Annotated in this window: 24 protein-coding genes and 2 tRNA genes; 7 read left to right on the top strand and 19 right to left on the bottom strand. The window is 60.6% G+C overall.

What is annotated here, in order from left to right; genetic code table 11:
• Window positions 1-54 precede the first annotated feature (54 nt).
• The 3 genes from HHL21_RS18045 to HHL21_RS18035 all read right to left on the bottom strand — a co-directional run bounded on the left by HHL21_RS18045 (window position 55) and on the right by HHL21_RS18035 (window position 1712).
• Window positions 55-369, bottom strand: coding sequence for a MarR family winged helix-turn-helix transcriptional regulator (locus tag HHL21_RS18045; protein ID WP_169468442.1), 315 nt, complete (start codon window positions 367-369; stop codon window positions 55-57).
• 152 nt (window positions 370-521) lie between these two features.
• Complete coding sequence (locus HHL21_RS18040) at window positions 522-941, bottom strand: organic hydroperoxide resistance protein (protein WP_169468440.1); 420 nt, start codon at window positions 939-941, stop codon at window positions 522-524.
• Window positions 942-1247: 306 nt separating this feature from the next.
• A complete protein-coding gene (locus tag HHL21_RS18035; protein WP_169468438.1) occupies window positions 1248-1712 on the bottom strand; it encodes a RidA family protein in 465 nt (154 codons plus the stop codon).
• Window positions 1713-2073: 361 nt separating this feature from the next.
• Between HHL21_RS18035 and HHL21_RS18030 the strand changes: the two genes are divergently transcribed.
• The gene (locus HHL21_RS18030; protein WP_169468436.1) at window positions 2074-2238 is read left to right on the top strand and encodes a hypothetical protein; all 165 of its coding nucleotides are present in this window, start codon (window positions 2074-2076) and stop codon (window positions 2236-2238) included.
• Between the two features lie 775 nt (window positions 2239-3013).
• On the opposite strand, the gene istB is transcribed toward HHL21_RS18030, so the two are convergent.
• The 7 genes from istB to HHL21_RS17995 all read right to left on the bottom strand — a co-directional run bounded on the left by istB (window position 3014) and on the right by HHL21_RS17995 (window position 7598).
• The gene (istB, locus tag HHL21_RS18025) at window positions 3014-3820 is read right to left on the bottom strand and encodes an IS21-like element helper ATPase IstB (protein WP_169468434.1); all 807 of its coding nucleotides are present in this window, start codon (window positions 3818-3820) and stop codon (window positions 3014-3016) included.
• Window positions 3813-5333, bottom strand: a complete 1521-nt coding sequence (gene istA, locus HHL21_RS18020; protein ID WP_169468432.1) for an IS21 family transposase — start codon at window positions 5331-5333, stop codon at window positions 3813-3815. Before istA ends, istB begins: the two co-directional genes overlap by 8 nt.
• 465 nt (window positions 5334-5798) lie before the next feature.
• A complete protein-coding gene (locus HHL21_RS18015; protein WP_169468430.1) occupies window positions 5799-6296 on the bottom strand; it encodes a hypothetical protein in 498 nt (165 codons plus the stop codon).
• A 1-nt stretch (window position 6297) separates the two neighbouring features.
• Complete coding sequence (locus tag HHL21_RS18010) at window positions 6298-6777, bottom strand: hypothetical protein (RefSeq protein WP_169468429.1); 480 nt, start codon at window positions 6775-6777, stop codon at window positions 6298-6300.
• Complete coding sequence (locus HHL21_RS18005) at window positions 6762-7028, bottom strand: hypothetical protein (RefSeq protein ID WP_169468427.1); 267 nt, start codon at window positions 7026-7028, stop codon at window positions 6762-6764. The genes HHL21_RS18010 and HHL21_RS18005 overlap by 16 nt, the downstream gene beginning before the upstream one ends.
• Window positions 7028-7171 carry a hypothetical protein gene (locus tag HHL21_RS18000; RefSeq protein WP_169468425.1) on the bottom strand — a complete coding sequence of 48 codons (144 nt, stop codon included), beginning with the start codon at window positions 7169-7171 and terminating at the stop codon, window positions 7028-7030. Before HHL21_RS18000 ends, HHL21_RS18005 begins: the two co-directional genes overlap by 1 nt.
• Window positions 7172-7190: 19 nt before the next feature.
• A complete protein-coding gene (locus tag HHL21_RS17995; RefSeq protein WP_169468423.1) occupies window positions 7191-7598 on the bottom strand; it encodes a portal protein in 408 nt (135 codons plus the stop codon).
• Here HHL21_RS17995 and HHL21_RS17990 point away from each other — a divergent pair.
• The 3 genes from HHL21_RS17990 to HHL21_RS17980 are packed head-to-tail and all read left to right on the top strand — an operon-like array spanning window position 7588 to window position 9052.
• Window positions 7588-7785, top strand: coding sequence for a hypothetical protein (locus tag HHL21_RS17990; RefSeq protein WP_169468421.1), 198 nt, complete (start codon window positions 7588-7590; stop codon window positions 7783-7785). The two genes, HHL21_RS17995 and HHL21_RS17990, sit on opposite strands and share 11 nt — an antisense overlap.
• Window positions 7786-7798: 13 nt before the next feature.
• Entirely contained in the window at window positions 7799-8002 is a 204-nt protein-coding gene (locus HHL21_RS17985) for a DUF4224 domain-containing protein (protein ID WP_169468419.1), read from the top strand.
• A 9-nt stretch (window positions 8003-8011) separates the two neighbouring features.
• Entirely contained in the window at window positions 8012-9052 is a 1041-nt protein-coding gene (locus HHL21_RS17980) for a tyrosine-type recombinase/integrase (protein ID WP_169468418.1), read from the top strand.
• Between the two features lie 53 nt (window positions 9053-9105).
• Here HHL21_RS17980 and HHL21_RS17975 read toward each other — a convergent pair whose 3' ends face one another.
• The 6 genes from HHL21_RS17975 to HHL21_RS17950 all read right to left on the bottom strand — a co-directional run bounded on the left by HHL21_RS17975 (window position 9106) and on the right by HHL21_RS17950 (window position 13758).
• Window positions 9106-9408 (bottom strand): STAS-like domain-containing protein, encoded by a 303-nt coding sequence (locus HHL21_RS17975; protein ID WP_169468416.1) that lies wholly within the window; start codon window positions 9406-9408, stop codon window positions 9106-9108.
• Window positions 9389-10255, bottom strand: a complete 867-nt coding sequence (locus HHL21_RS17970) for an ATP-binding protein (RefSeq protein ID WP_169468414.1) — start codon at window positions 10253-10255, stop codon at window positions 9389-9391. The genes HHL21_RS17975 and HHL21_RS17970 overlap by 20 nt, the downstream gene beginning before the upstream one ends.
• A gap of 213 nt (window positions 10256-10468) precedes the next feature.
• Window positions 10469-10544 (bottom strand) — tRNA-His (locus tag HHL21_RS17965).
• A gap of 73 nt (window positions 10545-10617) precedes the next feature.
• The gene (gene murI, locus HHL21_RS17960; protein ID WP_169468412.1) at window positions 10618-11490 is read right to left on the bottom strand and encodes a glutamate racemase; all 873 of its coding nucleotides are present in this window, start codon (window positions 11488-11490) and stop codon (window positions 10618-10620) included.
• 102 nt (window positions 11491-11592) lie between these two features.
• Window positions 11593-13122: a fumarate hydratase gene (locus HHL21_RS17955; RefSeq protein ID WP_169468410.1), complete on the bottom strand. Its 1530-nt coding sequence runs from the start codon at window positions 13120-13122 to the stop codon at window positions 11593-11595.
• Between the two features lie 18 nt (window positions 13123-13140).
• Window positions 13141-13758 (bottom strand): TIGR00645 family protein, encoded by a 618-nt coding sequence (locus tag HHL21_RS17950; protein ID WP_169468408.1) that lies wholly within the window; start codon window positions 13756-13758, stop codon window positions 13141-13143.
• Window positions 13759-14027: 269 nt separating this feature from the next.
• Here HHL21_RS17950 and acs point away from each other — a divergent pair, with 269 nt between their 5' ends.
• From acs to HHL21_RS17935, 3 genes are all read left to right on the top strand, one after another.
• Window positions 14028-16010: an acetate--CoA ligase gene (gene acs / locus HHL21_RS17945; protein WP_169468406.1), complete on the top strand. Its 1983-nt coding sequence runs from the start codon at window positions 14028-14030 to the stop codon at window positions 16008-16010.
• A 159-nt stretch (window positions 16011-16169) separates the two neighbouring features.
• Window positions 16170-16260 (top strand) — tRNA-Ser (locus HHL21_RS17940).
• Window positions 16261-16502: 242 nt separating this feature from the next.
• Window positions 16503-17429, top strand: a complete 927-nt coding sequence (locus HHL21_RS17935) for a cupin-like domain-containing protein (protein ID WP_169468405.1) — start codon at window positions 16503-16505, stop codon at window positions 17427-17429.
• 44 nt (window positions 17430-17473) lie between these two features.
• Here the strand turns inward: HHL21_RS17935 and HHL21_RS17930 are convergent, their stop codons facing one another.
• The 3 genes from HHL21_RS17930 to HHL21_RS17920 form a co-directional block, all read right to left on the bottom strand.
• The gene (locus HHL21_RS17930; protein WP_169468403.1) at window positions 17474-18283 is read right to left on the bottom strand and encodes a hypothetical protein; all 810 of its coding nucleotides are present in this window, start codon (window positions 18281-18283) and stop codon (window positions 17474-17476) included.
• Between the two features lie 63 nt (window positions 18284-18346).
• Window positions 18347-19000 (bottom strand): hypothetical protein, encoded by a 654-nt coding sequence (locus tag HHL21_RS17925; protein ID WP_169468401.1) that lies wholly within the window; start codon window positions 18998-19000, stop codon window positions 18347-18349.
• Entirely contained in the window at window positions 19000-20181 is a 1182-nt protein-coding gene (locus HHL21_RS17920; RefSeq protein WP_169468399.1) for an exo-alpha-sialidase, read from the bottom strand. Before HHL21_RS17920 ends, HHL21_RS17925 begins: the two co-directional genes overlap by 1 nt.
• Between the last annotated feature and the right edge of the window lie 122 nt (window positions 20182-20303).

Raw genomic sequence — 20303 nt, 5'->3', positions numbered from 1 at the left:
CGAATTTGCTTTCAAACTCCGCCTGTGCCGCCATTCACAACGGCACCGCCTCCATCAGGCGATCCGTCCTTTTTTCGTCAGGCTGACGATGTTGCGGCGCGTACCCTGGGTGTCGGCGCCATGCTTGACCAGCCCCTCTCTTTCAAGCGGCTGCAGCGCGCGCACGATGCTCGAACGCTCCGTTGCAAGCACATCGACGAGCTCGCGGATAAGCGCCTGCCCGATCTCGTCCAGATGTGCCAGCAGGGAAAACTGCGGGCTGGTCAGTTCACTCGGCGCAAGGTGCTGCTCGTACAGCTTGGTAATCAGGCGCGCCGCCTTGCGGGAGGCGAAGTAGTTACAGAGATCGACGCGGTCAACGGTGTCCATGGGACCCACAGTTCATGTGTGATATTCATGTCAAGCCACTTTGGCGGGTCGATCACGCTGCCGGTGCCCGCTCTCTGCACAGCCAGGATCATGTACTGCTGGCTTCGACCCGCCCGAGGATGAAACCCATCGGGTCTCATCCTGGCTATCAATTAGACAATGGTAATCGTCACGTCGATATTGCCGCGGCTCAGCTTCGAATATGGGCAGCTTGCATGGGCGATATCCACCATTTGCTGCGCCACTTCGCGCGGTACGCCGGGCAGACGAACCTGCAGCTGTGCTTGCAGCTGATATCCATCATCGTTCGTGCCCAGATCGATGTTAGTGGTCATGCCGATATCAGCGGGCAACTCCACCTTCATTGCTTGCGATGCCAGGCGGATGGCGCTCAGGAAACACGCGGACCAGCCGGCTGCAAGCAGTTGCTCGGGGTTGGTGCCGGTGCCGCTGGTGCCCGGCGACGACAGAGCGATATCCAAACGGCCGTCCGTGCTGCGGGCGACGCCGTCGCGGCCGCCAGCAGAGGTTTCTACTACGGCGGTATACAAGACTTTTTCAATGCTTTTCATGGTAATTTCCTTAGATTTGGCGGTGTAGATAGATTACGATCAAAGCGCTTTGCCTTTCATCGTGACCAGCATCATCGCACACAAACCGGGTTATTGCAATATGATCGTAATCCCATAATGCGAGATAACTCCCTAGCAACCACATAGTCGAGGTAGCGTCGCGGCGATTTCTCAAGGAGGGAATTGCGGCCTCTGATTGGCCGGCATCATGGCTGATGCAGGGGCGAAGTCCTTGCTCGCATAGCGGCGATAGGCGTCGCCCAGCTGGTGAAAGATCGTCCGCGCATTCCAGGAATGCACTCTTGATCAGGCTGGCTTGATCTGGGCGATCACGACCAGGATGACGGCCGCATTGCCTGGCTGCTGGACTGCGGAATATGCGGCTCGGGCATGGCCGGCTTTCTCGCCCAATACGCCGGCAAACAGATCGGACGCGCCGTCCAGCACGGCAGGCTGCTGCAGCCAACCCAGCGGGCTGGTGACGTGGCCTTCAACGCGGACGATGTGGTCCAAGCGCTCGAATCCGTCCAGGTACGCGTTAATCTGCGCCAGCACGTTCAACGCGGCTAGCTCCGCCGCTTTCTTGCCTTCTTCCAGCGTTAGGTCCTTGCCCACCGCACCCTGCCACTTCACTTTGCCATCCAGCAGTGGCAACTGGCCCGAAATGAACAACAGATCGCCAGCCTGGCTGACGGCGGTATAGCTGCCCAAAGGCTGGGGTGGATTCGGCAGCGTCAGGCCGCGCGCGGCGAGGTTCTCTAGTATAGACATGATGGGCTCCTGGTTATTTATTAGGTTAGGTGGCGGTTGCCTCCTTGCCTTGCTTCGTAATGATTCTAGGGACTTGCACTGCGTGGATAAATGCTTAGCGGGGCAAAATACTTGATACATCATGGAATGAATCGTCCCTATTTTTTCACCACCGCGCAATAGTCGCTGCTAACTGGGGCCAGTTATTGCCTCTGTACTGGCGCTGAGTACCGTATGGATGTAGTTGCCGAGCTCTTCGCACAGGGCGGCTGGCGCATTTTCCTGCAAAGCAAGCAGCTCAGCAGCGATAACCTGCACGTCAAGGAGTTCGATCGGGTGCCGATGTGGCCTAGTCGTAAGGAGAAAGCGCTCAGACGTCGTCATGTATGGCGGCAATGGATTCGTCGGACAGGGAACAGAAGGCGAAATCACTGCTGTGCTGATGTCGGCGCACCATATCTTCGAATCTTCGTCCAACCAGCGCGTGGCCCAAAAGCTGATAGCGCTGAAGGCGATGATCGTTGTGCCAACTCCCCCGCTTCCGTGACCCCACAAAAACCTACCAGGGCCGCTGACGCGGCCGATCAGCGTCAATTATGGGCCTAAAGGAGCTCCACCGAGCCACTCCCAGAACTATCCCCGCCTGTTGGGCACATTCCTGCCGCCCCCAACACGGCGAAACACTTTGCATGTGAGCAGCATCGGCGGATCGATAGCACCGGACAGCAAGACAAGCGAGGGCTTACCATCTGCCAGCCTTCCTTCATCTTCGATCAGGTCAGATTGGCGGAGTGCTTCGTCGCGATTTTCTCCAGAGAAGCCTCTCCTTCAGCCCGAATCTTGGTCCAACAGGCCTTCGACCCAGGACTCGGATTCCACGGTGCAGACCACTCGAGCAGCAACTGAATTCCGCCACCGCGTTGATCGATGCGGTAAACGTCCTCAGGTTTCAAGCCGGCTCGAAGCTTGATCAAGCGAAGCCACATTCGAAAGGTAGCATGAACGGCGCCGCGTGCCCATGCTCAGACGCTCATCACGAGCTTAGGCCCAGCCGCGACGAAGTTGCACGCGCTTTGGGACCGTGCCGTTCGGGTAGTTCGATGAACAGGGTGTTGGCGCCGATCCAATATTGACCCCCACCGCGCCGATCCAAATTTGACCCAGGGCGGGACGCTGCGTTTTTGAGTAGCAGCTGTGGATAAGTGTACCAAATAAAGAAGGGGAATCCGTGGAGGGCGTAGCCCGGAACGGATTCCCCTTCGGTTTTTCTTTTACGATTTAATTATATAAACGGTTTATATCCTTAGTTCATCAGGTGATTTTTATCCGTTTTCATCGTCACTTCCCGTAGCCACGCCGCCCTTGCGCTTCTGCTCCCTCGCCTTGATTCGGCCCTTGGCAGTCATGCTGCTGTGCTGGAACCGGTAGGATTCATTCCCCGTCTCCACGATGTGGCAGTGGTGGGTCAACCGGTCAAGCAGCGCCGTTGTCATCTTCGCATCGCCGAACACATTCGACCACTCGGCGAAGCTAAGGTTGGTGGTAATGACGACGCTGGTGTGCTCGTACAGCTTCGATAGCAGATGAAACAGCAAGGCCCCGCCAGCCTGGCTGAAGGGGAGATACCCGAGTTCATCGAGGACAACCAAATCCATCCGCAGCAGCGACAGTGCCAGTCGGCCGGCCTTGCCATCGCGCTTCTCCCGCTCCAGTACATTGACCAGGTCGACAGTGGAGTAGAAGCGAACCCGCTTGCCCTTGGCGGCGATGCCCGCGACGGCAATGGCGGTCGCCAGATGCGTCTTGCCCGTGACGGGGCCACCTATGAGCACAGCATTCTGTGCCGTGTCCGTGAACGTCATGGTGGCGAGTTGGCGCACCAGTGCCTGGTCGACCTTGGACGACTCGAAATCGAATCCGGCCAGATCGCGGTGCAGGGGGAACTTTGCCGCGAACATCTGGTGGCTGACCGAGCGCATGGCGCGGTCGGTGTGTTCGGCTTGCAGCAGATGCTCGACCAGCCACTGTGATGCAGCGAGCGCACTGTCGTCCTGGTCTTTGAGATCGGCCCAGGCGCTGACCATGCCGTGCAGGCGAAGTACTTTGAGTTCGACGGCGATATCATGCATGACCGGCCTCCATGACGTCATGAACGCCAGCGTTCGCACGCAGCGTGTCGTAGCGGCCGGTGTTAGCTACCGGCGCCTCCTTTAACTGCAAGCTGGTCTCGACCGATGCTGGTACTGGCCCGGCATTTAGGCGCGCCAGGACATTCTCGACATGTTCGGCGCTGAGTACGCCGGACTCGACGACCAGTTCGACGGCCACCAGTACTGCTGCCAGCCCCGCTATGGGCACAGCAGCGAGCACCTGCGCCATCACCCGGTCGCCGCCTGCATGGCGTAGCAACCCCTGTCTGAGCCTGAGTAGCGGCACGGGCAGGTCGGCGAATGGAGCTCCATTGCGCAGTGCACCTGGCTTGCGCTGCACCAGCGGGATGTAGTGTTCCCAGTCGTAGCACACCTGTCCCCGCTCCGCGATACGTTCGTGGCTGGCGACCACCGCGTCGCCAGCCACCACTCTCACCCGGCCCGGATACAGATGCGCGCTCACCATCTGGCCGGCAAACTCGCATGGCACTGAGTAGCGGTTTCGGCTCACCGTCACCAGGCAGGTGCTGGACACCCGCGCTGGTTTTTCGACGTAGCCATCGAATGGCGTTGGCATGGGCATCATCTGCGATTGCTCCTGCTCCAATACGTCGGCCACGCTCAGGGCCGGATACTCGGGATGACGCAGTTCGGCCCATAACGCACGGCACCGCTGGCCGAGCCACGCGTTCAGTTCCACGAATGAGGCGAACTTGCGGGTCTGTGCTTCGATCCAGATGCGCCGGCGACTGTCCTGCACATTCTTCTCAACCACGCCTTTCTCCCACCCCGATGCCACGTTGCAGAAATCGGCATCGAACAGGTAGTGGGCGCACATCACGGCGAAGCGTGCGTTGACGATCCGGCCCTTGCCCTTGTTGACCTTGTCCACCGCCGTCTTCATGTTGTCGTAGATGCCCCGGCGCGGCACGCCGCCCAGCGCAGCGAACGAACGGGTATGGGCGTCGAACAGCATCTCATGGCCTTGGCTGGGATAGGCAACCAGCCAGAACGCCCGACTGGCGCACAGCTTCAGGTGCGACACCTGCATGCGCCGGTAGATCCCGCCGACGACCAGGCCTTCTTCGCTCCAATCGAACTGGAAGGCCTCGCCCTGCTCGAAACTGAGCGGGACGAAGGCACGGGGTCCATTGCCTTCCCGGCCGCGCCATTCGCGGGTGAAATCAGTGACCCGGCTATAGCTACCAGCGTAGCCCTCGGCCTTGATCTGCTCGAACAGGGCTTTGGACGTGCGGCGGTTCTGCTTTATGCGATGGGCATCGGCCTTGAGTGCCTGTTCCAGCGTGGCGTGATAAGGCGTTAGCTTGTTGGGCGCGCTGCCGCGCACGTAGCGTGGCGGTGCAACCACCTCGGCGGGCTTCCTGATCCATTTGCGCAGCGTGTTGCGGGACAGCCCCGTGCGCTTCGATATTTCATGCAGCGACAGCTTGTCGCGCAGGTGCATCCGTCGAACTTGGCCTAACATTTCCATGGTGATCACCTATTAATTCTCCCGCCTAATGATTAGGCAGGAGTAGTAGAACACCTGGGTCAGTTTTGGGTCGGCATAACGCCTATAGGTGGGTCAATTTTCGGTCGGCGCCAACACGCAGGCTGCCCGAGAGGAGCTGCTGCGTGCCTAGGCGCCGATACGGGCTGAATCGGTGAGTGCGCGGTAAGGGCTAGAGGTTCCACCCTTGAACTTGCCCGCCAAGTGTTGATCAACGGGGCTTACAAGTAGGTTGCAAGTGCAGCGGCAGAGGCACGGTTCTGACCCGCAAAACAAAAAAGGTTACAAGCCGAAGCGTGTAACCCTTTGTTTTTCCTACGAATTCTTGGGGTGGCTGATGGGGCTCGAACCCACGACAACAGGAATCACAATCCGATGCCCAACTGAGTATCCATGCGGGTTCCAGCCTGTTTTTGTGTAAAACGATTCCGTTTTCGTGGAAAATCTCTAGAGTGAGGCTCGATGGGTTTTACACAGGATGCCGCCCTGCAGCGCGCTGGTCAGGAACTTGTTTTCCCCGCGGTTGCCGTAGATGAAGTCCTTGTAGGCGCCCGACAGGTCGATGTTGTTCTGCTTCGGCGCGTCGACCATGTTTCCGGTTGCCCACGCTGCGCCCCCGATCTGAGGAGCCGGAGTACCCTGCAGGAGGCCGTTTGCCTTGTCACGGATGCCAAGCATGTCGCCCGGTGCCGTTGATAGGTAATTGAGGTTGCCCTGGCCGAAGTCCATCAGGCCTTTGTTCTGCGGCGCCTGCCCGAGCTGCTGGTATTGCGTCAGAAGTCCGTGCTGGCCGGTCGCGCCGTTGCCATAGATGATGGCCTCATTGCGTGGGTCAAGCTTCTGCTGAGTGGTGGCGGCCGCCTGTGCCGCCTTCTTGTTCTGGCTTGCGGAATACGCTCCCCCAACTGCGCCGACTGCCGCGGCTCCTACTGCTACCCATGCCATATCATTCTCCCTTCAAGAGCTGTTGCGTTTCGCGGAATGCGAGATATTCTTGTTCGGTGTGAACCACGAATTCGCGCTCGATCGCGTCGATATCTGTCTCGTTCGTGCCATGAACCGTTAGCCAGCGGCAGTCGGTGTGCGCGTACGCGACTCGCTTTGTTCCGGGCGGAGACACGACGACGAAGCCCGCGCCCACCCGCTGCACGCCGTCTTCGGTCGACACCGACATTTCGCCTTCGAGCAGCACATTCATGTTCGTGAACTTGTGAATGTGGCCAGTCAGCACGGACCCCGCCGGGATTAACAACTCACGGCCGTACACGCCGTGCGAAAAGTGGTTCGTTACCGGCATCTCAACCTGTGGCATCGACCGAAGGTGCTCTTCTAAGTCGAAGATCTGTTCGCGCGATGGCTGGACATTAAAAAAACCGCTCTCGGCGGGTTCCTGTTTGGTGCTGGTTGTGGTCAAAGCTTGGTCCATATCGCTCCGTTGTAGTAGTAGACGCCGGCACCGCCGCCGGGATTCCATTGAGCCCCGTCCGCGTATCGGATATCCCCGTCACGCGGTTTGGCCGGTGGTGCGTGCTGCTTATCCAGGTGGCCGGCACCGATCAGGCTGAGCACGGCGCTCACCTTGGCCAGTTCCTCGCGCAGATAGCGCTGAAGTTGCGCCGGGTCGGCAGGGGGATCGCCCGGGGCATATGCCATCGATCCATTGTTCGGCGTCCGCATCAGTAGGCCCCCGCGTCTTCGACAAATACATCAAACGCATCGAGCCGCCAGCTGAACGCAGTGCCCGTTTCGAAGCGCACCGCAACGTAGCGACCGGACACGAAGCAGTCGCACTGCAACGTCTCGCCAATCGTGTGCGTCATCTCGGTATATACGGGCCGCTCATGCGCTGTTTCCGTGGCGCCGACCAGAACCTTGGGCCTGTTGCAGCGCCTGCTGCATCTGTTGCATCTGCTGCTGCATTTGTTGCAGTTGCGGGTTCTGGCCCTGTGCCTGCGGCGGCAGCATCGACTTGAGACGTTCGGCGATATCGTCGGCGCCAGGCCAGTCCAGGCTCTTCGCCAGCAGGTCGCCCATGACTTGGCCCGCCGCCGGTACCGCGCGCATAAACTCGATCATCTGGTTCGCCGATTCCTCGCGCTTGGTGGTGTAGCTCGGGCCGGACTCGCAGGTGACGTCGTACTTTCCGGTGGTCAGGTCGAACATCTGCGTGATGCCGGCGATCTGTTCCTGCTGGTCTTTCATCTCTTCCGGGGTCGGCGGCGGAGGCGGCGCGCCGTTGATGCCCACGTTCCGGAACCACTTTTGTGCGGGCAAGGGCGAGCAGCAAGCGTCGATGCGCCGCCGGGTCGATGCCGGCCTGGCAACCGAAGGCCACTCTCAAGAAAACGGCAGTGTATTTTTCCATGCGACGAAAGAAGGCTGCAAGGCTGTCGGAATGGGGCCGGCCGGAATCAAGCGCGCATTCGAAGAATAAGGGGACCAAGGACATGCTGATCACCGACGACGAACTGTACGAGCTCACGGGCTACAAATCAGGAAAGGGCCAGGCCGAATGGCTGCGCATGCGCGGTTGGATATTCGAGATGAACCGGCTCGGCCGGCCAAAGGTAGACCGGGAATATTACCGGAGTAAGATGGGAAATCAAAACGCGGAAGCCGCGACTGTCCAGCCGAACTGGGCAGCAATTTAAGGAATCATCATGGCAAGGCCAAGAAGCAGGGCGAACGAACCCTTGCCAAAACATATGGATGTGCGCCATGGAAAGCGGACGACCACCTATTACGCCCTTATCGGCGGGAAGCGCATCAACCTCGGGCACGAGCGCCAGGCGGCTGACGTCAAGCTGCGCGAGCTGATCAACGGCGCACCGGTGGCGGGCACTATCGCGGACATGTGCCAGCAGTTCATCGCCTACCAGCGCGCAGCGCTCAAGGGCGGCAAGCCCGAGCTGGCCGAAACCACTATCGACGAGTACGAGAACAGCCTGCTCAAGCATGTGCTACCGGTGTTTGGGGCGATGCCGCCAGCCGGATTCAAGCCGACGCATTCAGCACAGTACCTGTTTGCCCAGCGCGAGAAGGGCAGGGCGGTGCGCGCAAATCGCGAGATGGCCGCGCTTGGCTCCGCGTTCAACTTCGGCATGAGCAAGGGCATGGTGTCGGCGAATCCGTGCCACGGCGTGAAGCGGAACAAGGAGACGCCGCGTAGCCGGCGCCCTGAGACCCGCGAGGTCAATGCGCTGACCCAGGTGGCTAAGGCCAAGGGCGAATCGGCCTATATGATCATCCTGATCGGGTTGATGGTGGCAATTACCGGCCGGCGCCGCGCCGAGGTCATGCGGCTAACCAATTTCGCGCTGCGCGACGACGGCATTCACGTCGTCGACTGCAAGACCAAGGCGGGCCAGGCGGAGCGCACCTATTTGGTGTCCTGGTCGCCGCTGCTGCGCCAGCTGGTGCAAGAGGCGCTGGAGATGAAGCGCAGCAAGGCAAGTGGCTATATCTTCGCCACGCAGGACGGCCAGCCATATACCGACAGCGGATTCAAGACAATGTGGAACCGGGTAATGCACGACTACAAGGACAGCGGCGGCGTCTGGTTCACCACGCATGACCTGCGCGCCTATTACGTGACGGAAAAAGGTGACCTGGGCGAAAACCCAGAGACGCACAAGAACCCAGCGACAACGAAGCGAGTGTACGATCGCACCCGCGTTGTAAAGGTTAAACCGTTGGGATAGCTGGATTGAAAACGCCCGGCAAGCCGGGCGCTATAGGTTGCGTGCAGTGCAGATCAGTGTTTTGCAGCGCTGCAGCGCGTGAGAATTACGTGCTTGATCAAAGGCCTGCTCGCATCGTTCAGGTTGACCATTCGCACACGACTCTTGAAATCCGATAGGCCAATGTGCGCAGCTAATTGGCCTATGCACTCATCTGCAAACGACGGCGTCAGACTTTTGTTATGGAAGTCTATTTCAATGGACTCGTGTTCCTGCAAAAAGCTGAGCAGGCGAAAGCGAGCCTGCGCGCCAACTGGCCGGGTAGTCAGCTCTGCCGCGACATCATTGATGTCAACATTAAAAATCGAAATCATCATCACTCATCCCCTCTGGCAGTGGAAAACTAGCATATACGGCACCGATGTCCATTTGCTCATCAAGATCCCACTCGATGACAAGTAAAGTACCATCGTAATGGGTTTCGGTGTCAAAATTTCGGACGACGTTTGACGACAAATAAAAGGCTTCTGAGCCCGATCGCACGTATAGCGTCCCCTTGTTCTGCTCCAAGAGCCGCCGCGCCACGGCGAGTCCATATCCGGAGTGCCCTCGACCAGGCTTACTGGTGACGCCATATTCTGTTGCTAATTCGCAACCGTTCTCCGAATTAAGTCTATCACGCAGCAGCGGATTCTGCTCAAGGGACGCCCTGATCCCGATGCCTGAGTCGGCAAGCGTGATCTGGGCCTTACGGCCTCCAGCCCAAACCTGAGCGCATATAGCGCCATACATTCCATCGGTTACATCGGAGTGCGCAAAGCAGTTCCCAATGAGCTCCCTCAGCATCGTCTGTATTGCATCGAGCGTCTGTTCGTTCGAGCACACTGGCTTAAACAGGGCCACCAATGCCTCGGCAGCGGTGTCGATCGACGATTCATCCTTGAGAAGCTCGATAGGGTGATAACGGCCCGGGCTGCGCCTATCCTTCGGCCCGAACGGAGATTCGATCTCAAGCGCGCCCCATAAGTTCATGGTATCCGCGTAGCCCCCGATTTTTTCTGGCAGGTTGAGCTGCGTCGCCTTATCGCGACGCAGGGTGTGCGCCAGTGTCGCGAGGTGGAAGGGCTTCACGAACTTCGGTCCTTCGCACCGCTTGGAGCGTTGGAGTATTTGCAGCTGAACGAGCCAGCTTTCAATGTCGTGAGGTGTCGTGCGTTGCATCATTCGGCGACTCTAAAGTGGGGCATTGTGGAGCGATGGTAACCGGCGGGCCGGTGAATAGCTGCCGGTTTGCAACGACCATCCGGCATCGCCATGGGAGCCGAACCATGCGGGCCCGCGACCCGGCGGTTTTACACAGAGTTTTACAGTTTTACACAAATCCAAAGAAAAAGGCCGCTTTCGGCGGCCTAAGTCTTTGATTCTACGAGTATTCTTTGGGGTGGCTGATGGGGCTCGAACCCACGACAACAGGAATCACAATCCTGGACTCTACCAACTGAGCTACAGCCACCACTGGCTTACATTTGTTCCGATGCTTCCGGGACAGCTAGAGATTATACAAACATATCTTTGGAATGGCAAATCTAAATGTCGCGATTCGCCTGGACCAGGGATTTTCCCGCGAGTTCCACCTCCGACACGGGCGCTTCGATCCCCAGCAGGCTGGAAAACGCGACCGACAGGGCAACGGCGCTGGCGCTGGTGAATCCTTCAATGCTGGCAGGCTGCGGGCCGCCGGGATTGGCGCATCCGGCTGCCGTCAACAGGCGTGCCAGCTGGCGCGCCACCGCGTCGCCGGTGTCGACCAGGGCGACCTCGCGCGATGTTGCGCCGCGCACTATCGACTCGATGGCCGCAGTGACGAACGGGTAGTGGGTGCAGCCTAGCACCAGTGTGTCGGCACCCTGGTCCAGCAGCGGCACGATGTAGCGTTCCAGCATTGCCGTTGTGGCGGCCGAGTCCAGCTCGCCTAGTTCGATCTGGTCTGCCAGTCCGGTGCATCCTTGCAGCAGGAATTCGACTTGGCTTGCCAGCGCCACGTGTTCGCGCAGTTGCAGGAACTTGGCGCCGCCCAGCGTGCATTCGGTGGCGAGCACGCCGACCTTGCCGTTGCGTGAAGCGGCGGCGGCAGGTTTCAGGCCGGGTTCGACGCCGACGATCGGCATGTCGGGGTAGTGCTCGCGGATCAGGCGGATGGCGGCGATGGTGGCGGTGTTGCAGGCCACGACCAGCGCCTTGGCGCCGCGCGCGACCAGGAAGGCGGCAATGGCCAGCGAGCGTTCGGCGACGACGTGCTCGGGCTTGTCGCCGTAAGGGGCGAAGCCGGAGTCGGCGAAGTAGAGCAGGCGTTCGCTGGGCAGCTGGGCACGGATGTGGCGCAGCACCGAGAGGCCGCCGACGCCGGAGTCGAATACGCCGATGGGGGCGGTGGGGGATGGAAGGGAATTGTTTTCCATGATGGGATGGTAGTGCAAGCGCCTTTCGCCGTTCAAACTAAAACGGCGGAGGCGGCCTCGGCGGCAGCCACGCTTGTCCGCCCTAAGTGATACGCCATCGGCTTACTTGGTGACGACCGGGATGTTCAGCGCTTCGATCCTGGCCGCCCATTCTTTCGGGCCGGTGTTGTGCACCGACGTGCCGTTGGAGTCGACCGCTACCGTCACCGGCATGTCGACCACGTCGAACTCGTAGATCGCTTCCATGCCCATGTCTTCGAAACCGAGCACCCTGGCGTGCTTGATCGCCTTCGAGACCAGGTACGCCGCGCCGCCGACTGCCATCAGATAAGCCGACTGGTGCTTCTTGATCGAGTCGATGGCCGCAGGGCCGCGCTCGGCCTTGCCGATCATCGCGATCAGGCCGGTCTTCTCGAGCATCATGTCGGTGAACTTGTCCATGCGGGTCGCGGTGGTCGGGCCAGCCGGGCCAACTGCTTCGTCACGCACCGGATCGACCGGGCCGACGTAGTAGATGACGCGGTTGGTGAAGTCGACCGGCAGCTTTTCGCCCTTGGCCAGCATGTCCTGGATGCGCTTGTGCGCGGCGTCGCGGCCGGTCAGCATTTTGCCGTTCAGCAGCAGGGTCTGGCCCGGCTTCCACGAAGCGACTTCTTCCTTGGTGAGGGTGTCGAGGTTGACGCGGCGCGACTTCTCGGTGTCCGGGGTCCAGTGCACTTCAGGCCAGGTCGACAGCGCAGGCGGTTCCATGTAGGTTGGGCCGGAGCCATCCAGCACGAAGTGCGCGTGGCGGGTGGCGGCGCAGTTCGGAATCATCGCAACCGGCTTCGATGCCGCGTGGGTCGGGTACATCTTGATCTTTACGTCGAGCACGGTGGTCAGGCCGCCCAGGCCCTGCGCGCCGATGCCCAGCGAGTTGATCTTGTCGCACAGCTCGATACGAAGTTCTTCAGTCTTGTTTTGCGGGCCGCGCTGCTTGAGTTCGTACATGTCGATATCGTCCATCAGGACTTCCTTCGCCATCAGCATCGCCTTCTCGGCGGTGCCGCCGATGCCGATGCCGAGCATGCCCGGCGGGCACCAGCCTGCGCCCATGGTCGGCACGGTCTTCATGACCCAGTCGATCAGCGAATCGGACGGGTTCAGCATGACGAACTTGGTCTTGTTCTCCGAACCGCCGCCCTTGGCCGCGACTTTCACGTCGACGGTGTTGCCCTCGACCAGTTCCATGTGAACGACGGCCGGGGTGTTGTCCTTGGTGTTCTTACGGTCGAACTGCGGGTCGGCCACGATCGATGCGCGCAGCTTGTTGTCGTCGAAGTTGTACGCGCGGCGCACGCCTTCGTTGACGGCGTCGGTGACGGTGCCGGAGAAGCCTTCAAAGCGCACGCCCATGCCGATTTTCAGGAACACGTTGACGATGCCGGTGTCCTGGCAGATCGGGCGCTTGCCTTCCGCGCACATGCGCGAATTGGTCAGGATCTGGGCGATCGCATCCTTGGCCGCCGGGCTCTGCTCGGCGTCGTACGCGCGCGCCAGATGCTGGATGTAATCGGCAGGGTGGTAATAGCTGATGTACTGAAGCGCGGCGGCAACGGATTCGATCAGGTCTTCCTGTTTGATGACGGTCATGGTAATTCTCGGTTGATGTTAATGGTTTGCTTTGGCCGCGGCCTGGGTATTGGTCATGATGCGGTCCGTGTAGGCGATCGCCAATGCGGACAGCAGGAATACGGTGTGAATGACGGTTTGCGCGATGATCACTTCGGACCTGTACGCCCCGGCATTGATAAACGTCTTGAGCAGGTGGATCGAGGAAATGCCGACGATTGCCATTGCCAGCTTAGTCTTCAAGACCGACGCGTTGACATGCGAGAGCCACTCCGGTTGGTCCGGGTGGTTTTCAAGGTGCATGCGCGAGACAAAGGTTTCGTAACCGCCGACGATGACCATGATCAGCAGGTTCGAGATCATCACCACGTCGATCAGGCCGAGGACAACCAGCATGATGGTCGCTTCGTTTAGTTTCTCAGGACGAGGGGCTCCTGGTACGGCAACCGCATCCAGCAAATGCTGCAGCGAGGCGACGTTGCCCATCGCCGCGCCAATCAGGTCCTTCAACTCCACCCAAAAATGGAACACGTAAACGCACTGCGCCAGGATCAGGCCGAGGTACAACGGCAGCTGGAGCCAGCGGCTGGAGAAAATCAGGGCGTTCAGGGGAGTCAGTTTGCGCGGCGGGGTGGTCGGAAAACGCGGTTCAGACATTCGGTTAATGCTCCAGGAGAGGCAGAAATTTGCGATGCGTCATTTTACACGTGCTGGCCGATGACGTTTTGCAAGGGCATTGCAGAAAGGAGGTTGATTGAGCGGATCACCTGCCCATGGGACATTGAAAGATTGGTAAAATCCTACAGATCGGCGCCCATCGCACCATAAACACACAGACGTTGTGAGCGTTTTTGCACTGTAAGGGGGCAGTAAGCGACGGCGTCTACTGTTGTTGCAAACCTAAAGCACACCTAAGGGAGACAAGCATGGCCAACGACAATCAGGGCTTGCAGGAAAACCGCGTATTCGCACCGCCAGCGGAGTTTGTGGCAAACGCGGCAATTTCGGGCATGGACGCCTACAACAAGCTGTGCGCCGAGGCGGCCAGCGACTACGAAGGCTTCTGGGCGCGCCTGGCGCGCGAGAACCTCGACTGGCACAAGCCGTTTACTACCACGCTGGACGAGTCGGAAGCGCCGTTCTACAAATGGTTCGCCGATGGCGAGCTGAACGTCTCGTACAACTGCCTCGACCGCAACCTCAAGAACGGCAATGCCAACAAGACCGCGATCATCTTCGAAGCGGACGACGGCAAGGTGACGCGCGCGACCTACCAGGAACTGTACGAAAAGGTCTGCAAGTTCGCCAACGGCCTGAAGTCGCGCGGCATCAAGAAGGGCGACCGCGTTGTCATCTACATGTCGATGTCGATTGAAGGCGTGGCCGCGATGCAAGCCTGCGCCCGTATCGGCGCGACCCACTCGGTGGTGTTCGGCGGCTTCTCGGCAAAATCGCTGCAGGAACGCATCATCGACGCCGGCGCGGTCGCCGTCATCACGGCCGACGAGCAACTGCGCGGCGGCAAACAGCTGCCACTCAAGACCATCGTCGACGAAGCGCTGGCGCTGGGCGGCTGCACCACGATGAAGGATGTGATCGTCTACAAGCGCACCGGCGGCAACATTCCAATCGTGGAAGGCCGCGACATCTGGCTGCACGACCTGGTCGAATCGCAGCCGGCCGAATGCGAGCCGGAATGGGTCAGCGCCGAGCATCCGCTGTTCATCCTCTATACATCGGGTTCGACCGGCACTCCGAAGGGCGTGCAGCACTCGACCGGCGGCTTCCTGCTGTGGGCCGCCCTGACGATGAAGTGGTCGTTCGACATCAAGCCAAGCGACGTGTTCTGGTGCACCGCCGACATCGGCTGGGTGACCGGCCACACCTACATCGCGTACGGACCGCTGGCAGTTGGCGCAACCGAAATCGTGTTTGAAGGCGTGCCGACTTATCCGAACGCGGGCCGCTTCTGGGAAACCATCGACAAGCACAAGGCCACCATCTTCTACACGGCGCCGACCGCGATCCGCTCGCTGATCAAGGCGGCTGACGTCGATCCGCAAGTGCATCCGAAGAACTACGACCTGTCCAGCCTGCGCCTGCTCGGTTCGGTTGGCGAACCGATCAATCCGGAAGCGTGGATGTGGTACTACAAGAACATCGGCCACGAGAAGTGCCCGATTGTCGACACCTTCTGGCAGACCGAAACCGGGGGGCACATGATCACGCCGCTACCTGGCGCCACGCCGATGGTGCCGGGTTCGTGCACCTTGCCGCTGCCGGGCATCATGACGGCGATTGTCGATGAGGCAGGGCACGACGTGCCGAACGGGCAGGGCGGCATCCTGGTCGTCAAGCGCCCATGGCCATCGATGATCCGTACCATCTGGGGCAACCCGGAGCGCTTCAAGACCAGCTACTTCCCGGATGAACTGGGCGGTCGCATGTATCTCGCCGGCGACGGCGCGATCCGCAACAAGGACACCGGCTACTTCACGATTACCGGGCGCATCGACGACGTGCTGAACGTGTCGGGTCACCGCATGGGCACGATGGAAATCGAATCGGCGCTGGTGGCGAACCCGATCGTCGCTGAGGCGGCGGTGGTGGGCAAGCCGGACGATACGACGGGCGAATCGATCTGCGCGTTTGTCGTGCTGAAGCAGGCGCGGCCGACCGGGGAGGAAGCCAAGAAGCTGGCGCTTGAGCTGCGCAACTGGGTCGCCAAGGAAATCGGGCCGATTGCGAAGCCGAAGGAGATCCGCTTTGGCGATAACCTGCCGAAGACGCGTTCGGGCAAGATCATGCGGCGACTGCTGCGCGTGCTCGCCAGGGGCGAAACGATTACGCAGGATGTGTCGACCCTGGAGAATCCGGCGATTCTGGAGCAGCTAAAGGAAGCTTCGTAGTCAGAGGCGGCTGATCCGTCATTCCGGGCATTGCCCGAAATGACTCCCCGCGAGGGGCGGGGATCCATAGAGAGCATCATGTAGCCTGCGGCATGCAAATTTCTCCATTCTCAACAGAATCTTTGCTATAATCTGCGGCTTCGTGAAAGCGAAGAAGCAGGAGAGATGGATGAGTGGTTGAAGTCGCACGCCTGGAAAGCGTGTATAGGTTCATAGCCTATCCGGGGTTCGAATCCCCGTCTCTCCGCCAGGAAACAATGCAAAAAGGCTACCCGAGGGTAGCCTTTTTGCATTGTTTCCTGGCGGAGAGAAGCAGGGCGCCTGCGCGCCCTGCGTCGGGGATTCGAAGGGCTGGGCGTACTCGCCCAGCCCTCTCCGAATCGTCCGTATGCTGCCGCCTTGGCGGCAGCGCGCCCGATGGGCGCAGCGCGGAGCGCAAAAATCTGGTGCCTCCGGGACACTTACGGCAGTCAACAGAAGATAATAGGGACCATGTCGAACGAAACGAATCCGAAGCTGCGCTCGTTGCCCCCGTTGGAGGCATCAAGGCCGACGACGCCGGCGGACGCGCGCGCGAAAAAGCAGGCGCGAGAGCGACGGGACGCCGAGGTCCGCGGAGTTACATCAATCGATGAAATGCGCGAAGCAATCAAGCGCGCCGCACGCGATCTGCCGGCGATTTCTGAAGTGCCCCGCGTGGGCGCGCTCGACGCCGCAGCCTTCCGCGCGCGTGCCGCGGAAGGCCTGCCATTCCTGATCACCGGGATCGTCAACCGGTGGCCGCTGTCCGCCCTCACACCGCAGACACTGCGCGAACGCTTCAGCCACCTGCCGGTGCGCGCGCGGGTGGGTGACTACATCAACACCGCATTCGCGCCTGACCGCGCGATGCAGGACATGTCGATGCTGGAGTATCTCGAACTTGTCGCCACCGGCACGCATGAGCTGCCGCCATATCTGGGCAATCTCGAATTACGCGAACTGAACGGAATGTGTCACTGGCCTGCTTACTTCGACAAAATGGGCCCGCCGCGCTTCTGGCTTGGGCCGGCCGGGACTGTCACGCCGCTGCATTGCGACTACGACGACAATATTTTCGCGCAGATTTGGGGCAGCAAACGGGTTTTCCTGTCGCCGCCTCACCACGACGCATTCCTGTACCCCCGCGAGGCGAACGCCATCCTGTTCGGCTCGCCGTTCGACCCTGAAGCGCCGGATTTCGAGAAGTTTCCCCTTGCACGTCAGGCCACGATGATCGAGTGCATCGTCAATCCCGGTGACCTTCTGTACGTGCCGGCTGGCTGGTATCACCAGGTTCGCGCGCTGACGTTTTCGCTTTCATCCAATCGGTGGGCGAGGGCGGTACCGATCGCATTGAAAGGCGAGGCATCCTTCCAAAGCCTCAGTAGCTCGACATAAAAAAGGCCACCCGAAGGCGGCCTGGCTTTGCAACATACTGAACTTTACGGTGCGCCCGTCGCGCCAGCGCCTGCGCTCAGCAGCCACGCCAGCAACAGCAAGAACGCCACGACGGTCACGAACAGCGTCGACACGCGGCGCCCGTCGGCGGCGTTCTCGAACACCGGCGGCTTGCCGTAGGCCACGCCAATGAAGTAAGCGGTAAACACCGTCGCCAGGTAATGCACCGCGCCGAACATTTCGCCCAGCTCGCCCTTGCGTGGATGCTCGATCAGCAGGTGCGACAGGATCACCAGGACCAGGTAAGCGACCGCTGCCGACAGTGGCGGCAGGTACAGTCCCATCGACTCGACCCAGCGCTGTACTGCCGGGCGTGAACGCGCCAGCAGCGGCAGGATCAGGTTGTGGGTGATGCCGGCAATGAAAATCAGTTTCAGCAGGACGGTCTTGTGCAGGCTGGCGCTGCCCAGCGCGAGGTTGTGCAGGTTGGTCTCTGCCTGGCGGTTATTCTGGAGGAAGAATTCCGGCGACTGAACATTCAAGATACGCTGGAACCAGCTGATTTCTTCGAGCGCCGCCAACGCGGTCAAGGCAGCCAGGCCAACCAGCGCAATCAGCTCCAGGCTCACGCGAGGGGAACGCTTCCAGCGCTCGGAGGCGACGAAACCCAGCAGGACGGAGATGACGGCGAAGCAGAGGAACTGCATCCATTCGACGATGCCGTCTTCGCCAAGCAGGCGCCACAGCTGCGTTGCATCCGGACCAGACCAGGCCACTGCCAGCGCGAGCACCACGACATTGACTGCGATACCTGCCGCGATCACCGGATGGGAATACCATTTACGAGTTACCACGTCCCTTACTCCTTCTTATTGAAAACGTTCGACGCCAGCCGCTCGCGCGGAAGCGATGTGAGGTTAAGCTTCCACCCCGCGGCCGGATTGTTGCGCGCCGCGCCGCTTGCGTGCCAGCCATCGTCCGCATTGGATGGCCAGCGCGATGACTGCCCATCCCCACAACAGCGGATCGAGCAACGCGTCCCACAGGTTACCCGTAGGCAGGCGCAGAATTGAGAACAGGGCGAGGGCGCCAAGCGCAATGAGCGCGTGCGGCCGGACACGGCCGAGGACGACTGCGAGCGCGCAGCTTGCGCCCGCGCCCAGCGCCACCAGCGGCGCGCCGTATGGACCGAAGCCCCAGTAATACAGGCCGAGCGACAGCAGGCCGATGGCGTCCAGATAGAGCACGGAACCGACCAGCGCGATCACTGCGGCAATGCCGGTCGGCATGCACGCGATGGCCGGCGAACCAGCTCTTGCCGTGTACAGCTTCAGCAGGCAGCAGCCGAGCAAGACGCCGCTTGGCCACTGGAATGCCAGCACCAGCCAGTACGCGGGCGAGGCGCTGTCCGGCAGTGCCATCAGCGCCGCCATCGCCAGCATCAGGCCACCGATGACCGGCCGCGAACGGCGCAACGCGGCCGGCAGCAGGCTGGCCACGAGCGTCGCCAGGACGATTGTCCAGGCCAGCCGGCCGTAGAAGAATTGCCAATCGAGTGCAGGCAGGTCCATTACAGGATACCCCCGAATTCAAGGTCGATGATGTGGTGCGCGATCGCTTCGCGGCGCGAAGTATACGTGATGTGCAACTGGTTGCCGATCTGTCGCAAGTCCGGATAGGAGAACTCTTCGCCGGCCTTTCCGTGCGCTACGTCGATCGCCTGCGTCCAGGTCCGCGCGTCTTTTGCAATCGACAGGCGCAGCATGTTGCGCGCGGATCCGCCCGGCAGCACGTGGTTGTGCAGGACGACGATGCTGCCGTTGCTCAGTCGCAGGGCGCTGAGCGACGTACTGTGGTTCGGCAAGTCCAGCGACGGCATGTCCGCCCAGCTGACGCCGCCATCGCGGCTAAGTGCGTATTGCACGCGCTGCTCGTCGCTGGAGTCGCGCATCCACGCGTGGACTTCCGAGTCGGAGACGGGAACGATGGTCGGCTGCAGCGCGGTCATGCGGGTGCCGATGCGCGAAAGCCAGTTAGGATCGCCGTGCGCGTCGAAGGCCAGCATCATGGGGTACTTGATGCCGAGTTCAAAGTATAACGGCAGGCCCCAGGCACCGTTTGCCAGTCGGACGGGAGCGGTCCGGACCAGCACGCTGGTATTGAATAGTGGCGACATCGGCAACAGGCGCTTGACGGTAAAGCTGTCGCCGGAGTCGGACGATACGAGCTGGACAACACGGGCCGCGGCCCAGCCGCCCAGGCCGGTTGCCACAACGAACAGATTGATCTTGCCATCGGCCGCGGTCCACGCGACCGGATTGCCGATGCGGCGCACGCCGAAGCCAAGTGCCGAGCCGAGCGAATCGCGGCTGGCGACTTCCCATGGCTGGCCCCATTTTCCCTCGGCCCAGCGCGAGGCGTAGACTTTGACGTCGGGGCCGCTCTCGCGGCTGCCTGCCCACCAGAACGCGATCATGCGGCCGTCGGACAGCGGCGCCATCGCGCTCGCATGGGCCGATGGCACGTTCGGCGGCATCGGAATGAGGGAGGAGGAGCGCTCGGTCAGCTTGACACCCGGCAGCTGGATCAGCTCAAGCAGGGCGGGCGATTTGGCGGGGCTGGCGTCACGCGACCAGCGCATGATTTCGGCACCGAGCGCCGCCAGCACGATCGCCACGCAGGCAAACGCCAGCAAACGGCTGCGCCGGATTGCGCCGTGGTTTGTATGGTGTGGATGTGGTGAGGGCGACATGAATGTCATTCCGCTTTCCTTTATGCTTGCGCAGTGTTACCGAACGAGCGCGCTAAGGAATTCGGCTCGGACGGATATTTGCTGTAGGAACATACCTAGCCGCAAGGGCCATATCCTACAAT

This window comes from Massilia polaris, assembly GCF_012927275.1.
Classification (GTDB): domain Bacteria; phylum Pseudomonadota; class Gammaproteobacteria; order Burkholderiales; family Burkholderiaceae_D; genus Telluria_A; species Telluria_A polaris.
The sequence above is the reverse complement of the archived record's forward strand: the minus strand, read 5'-3'. Positions and strand labels throughout refer to the sequence as shown.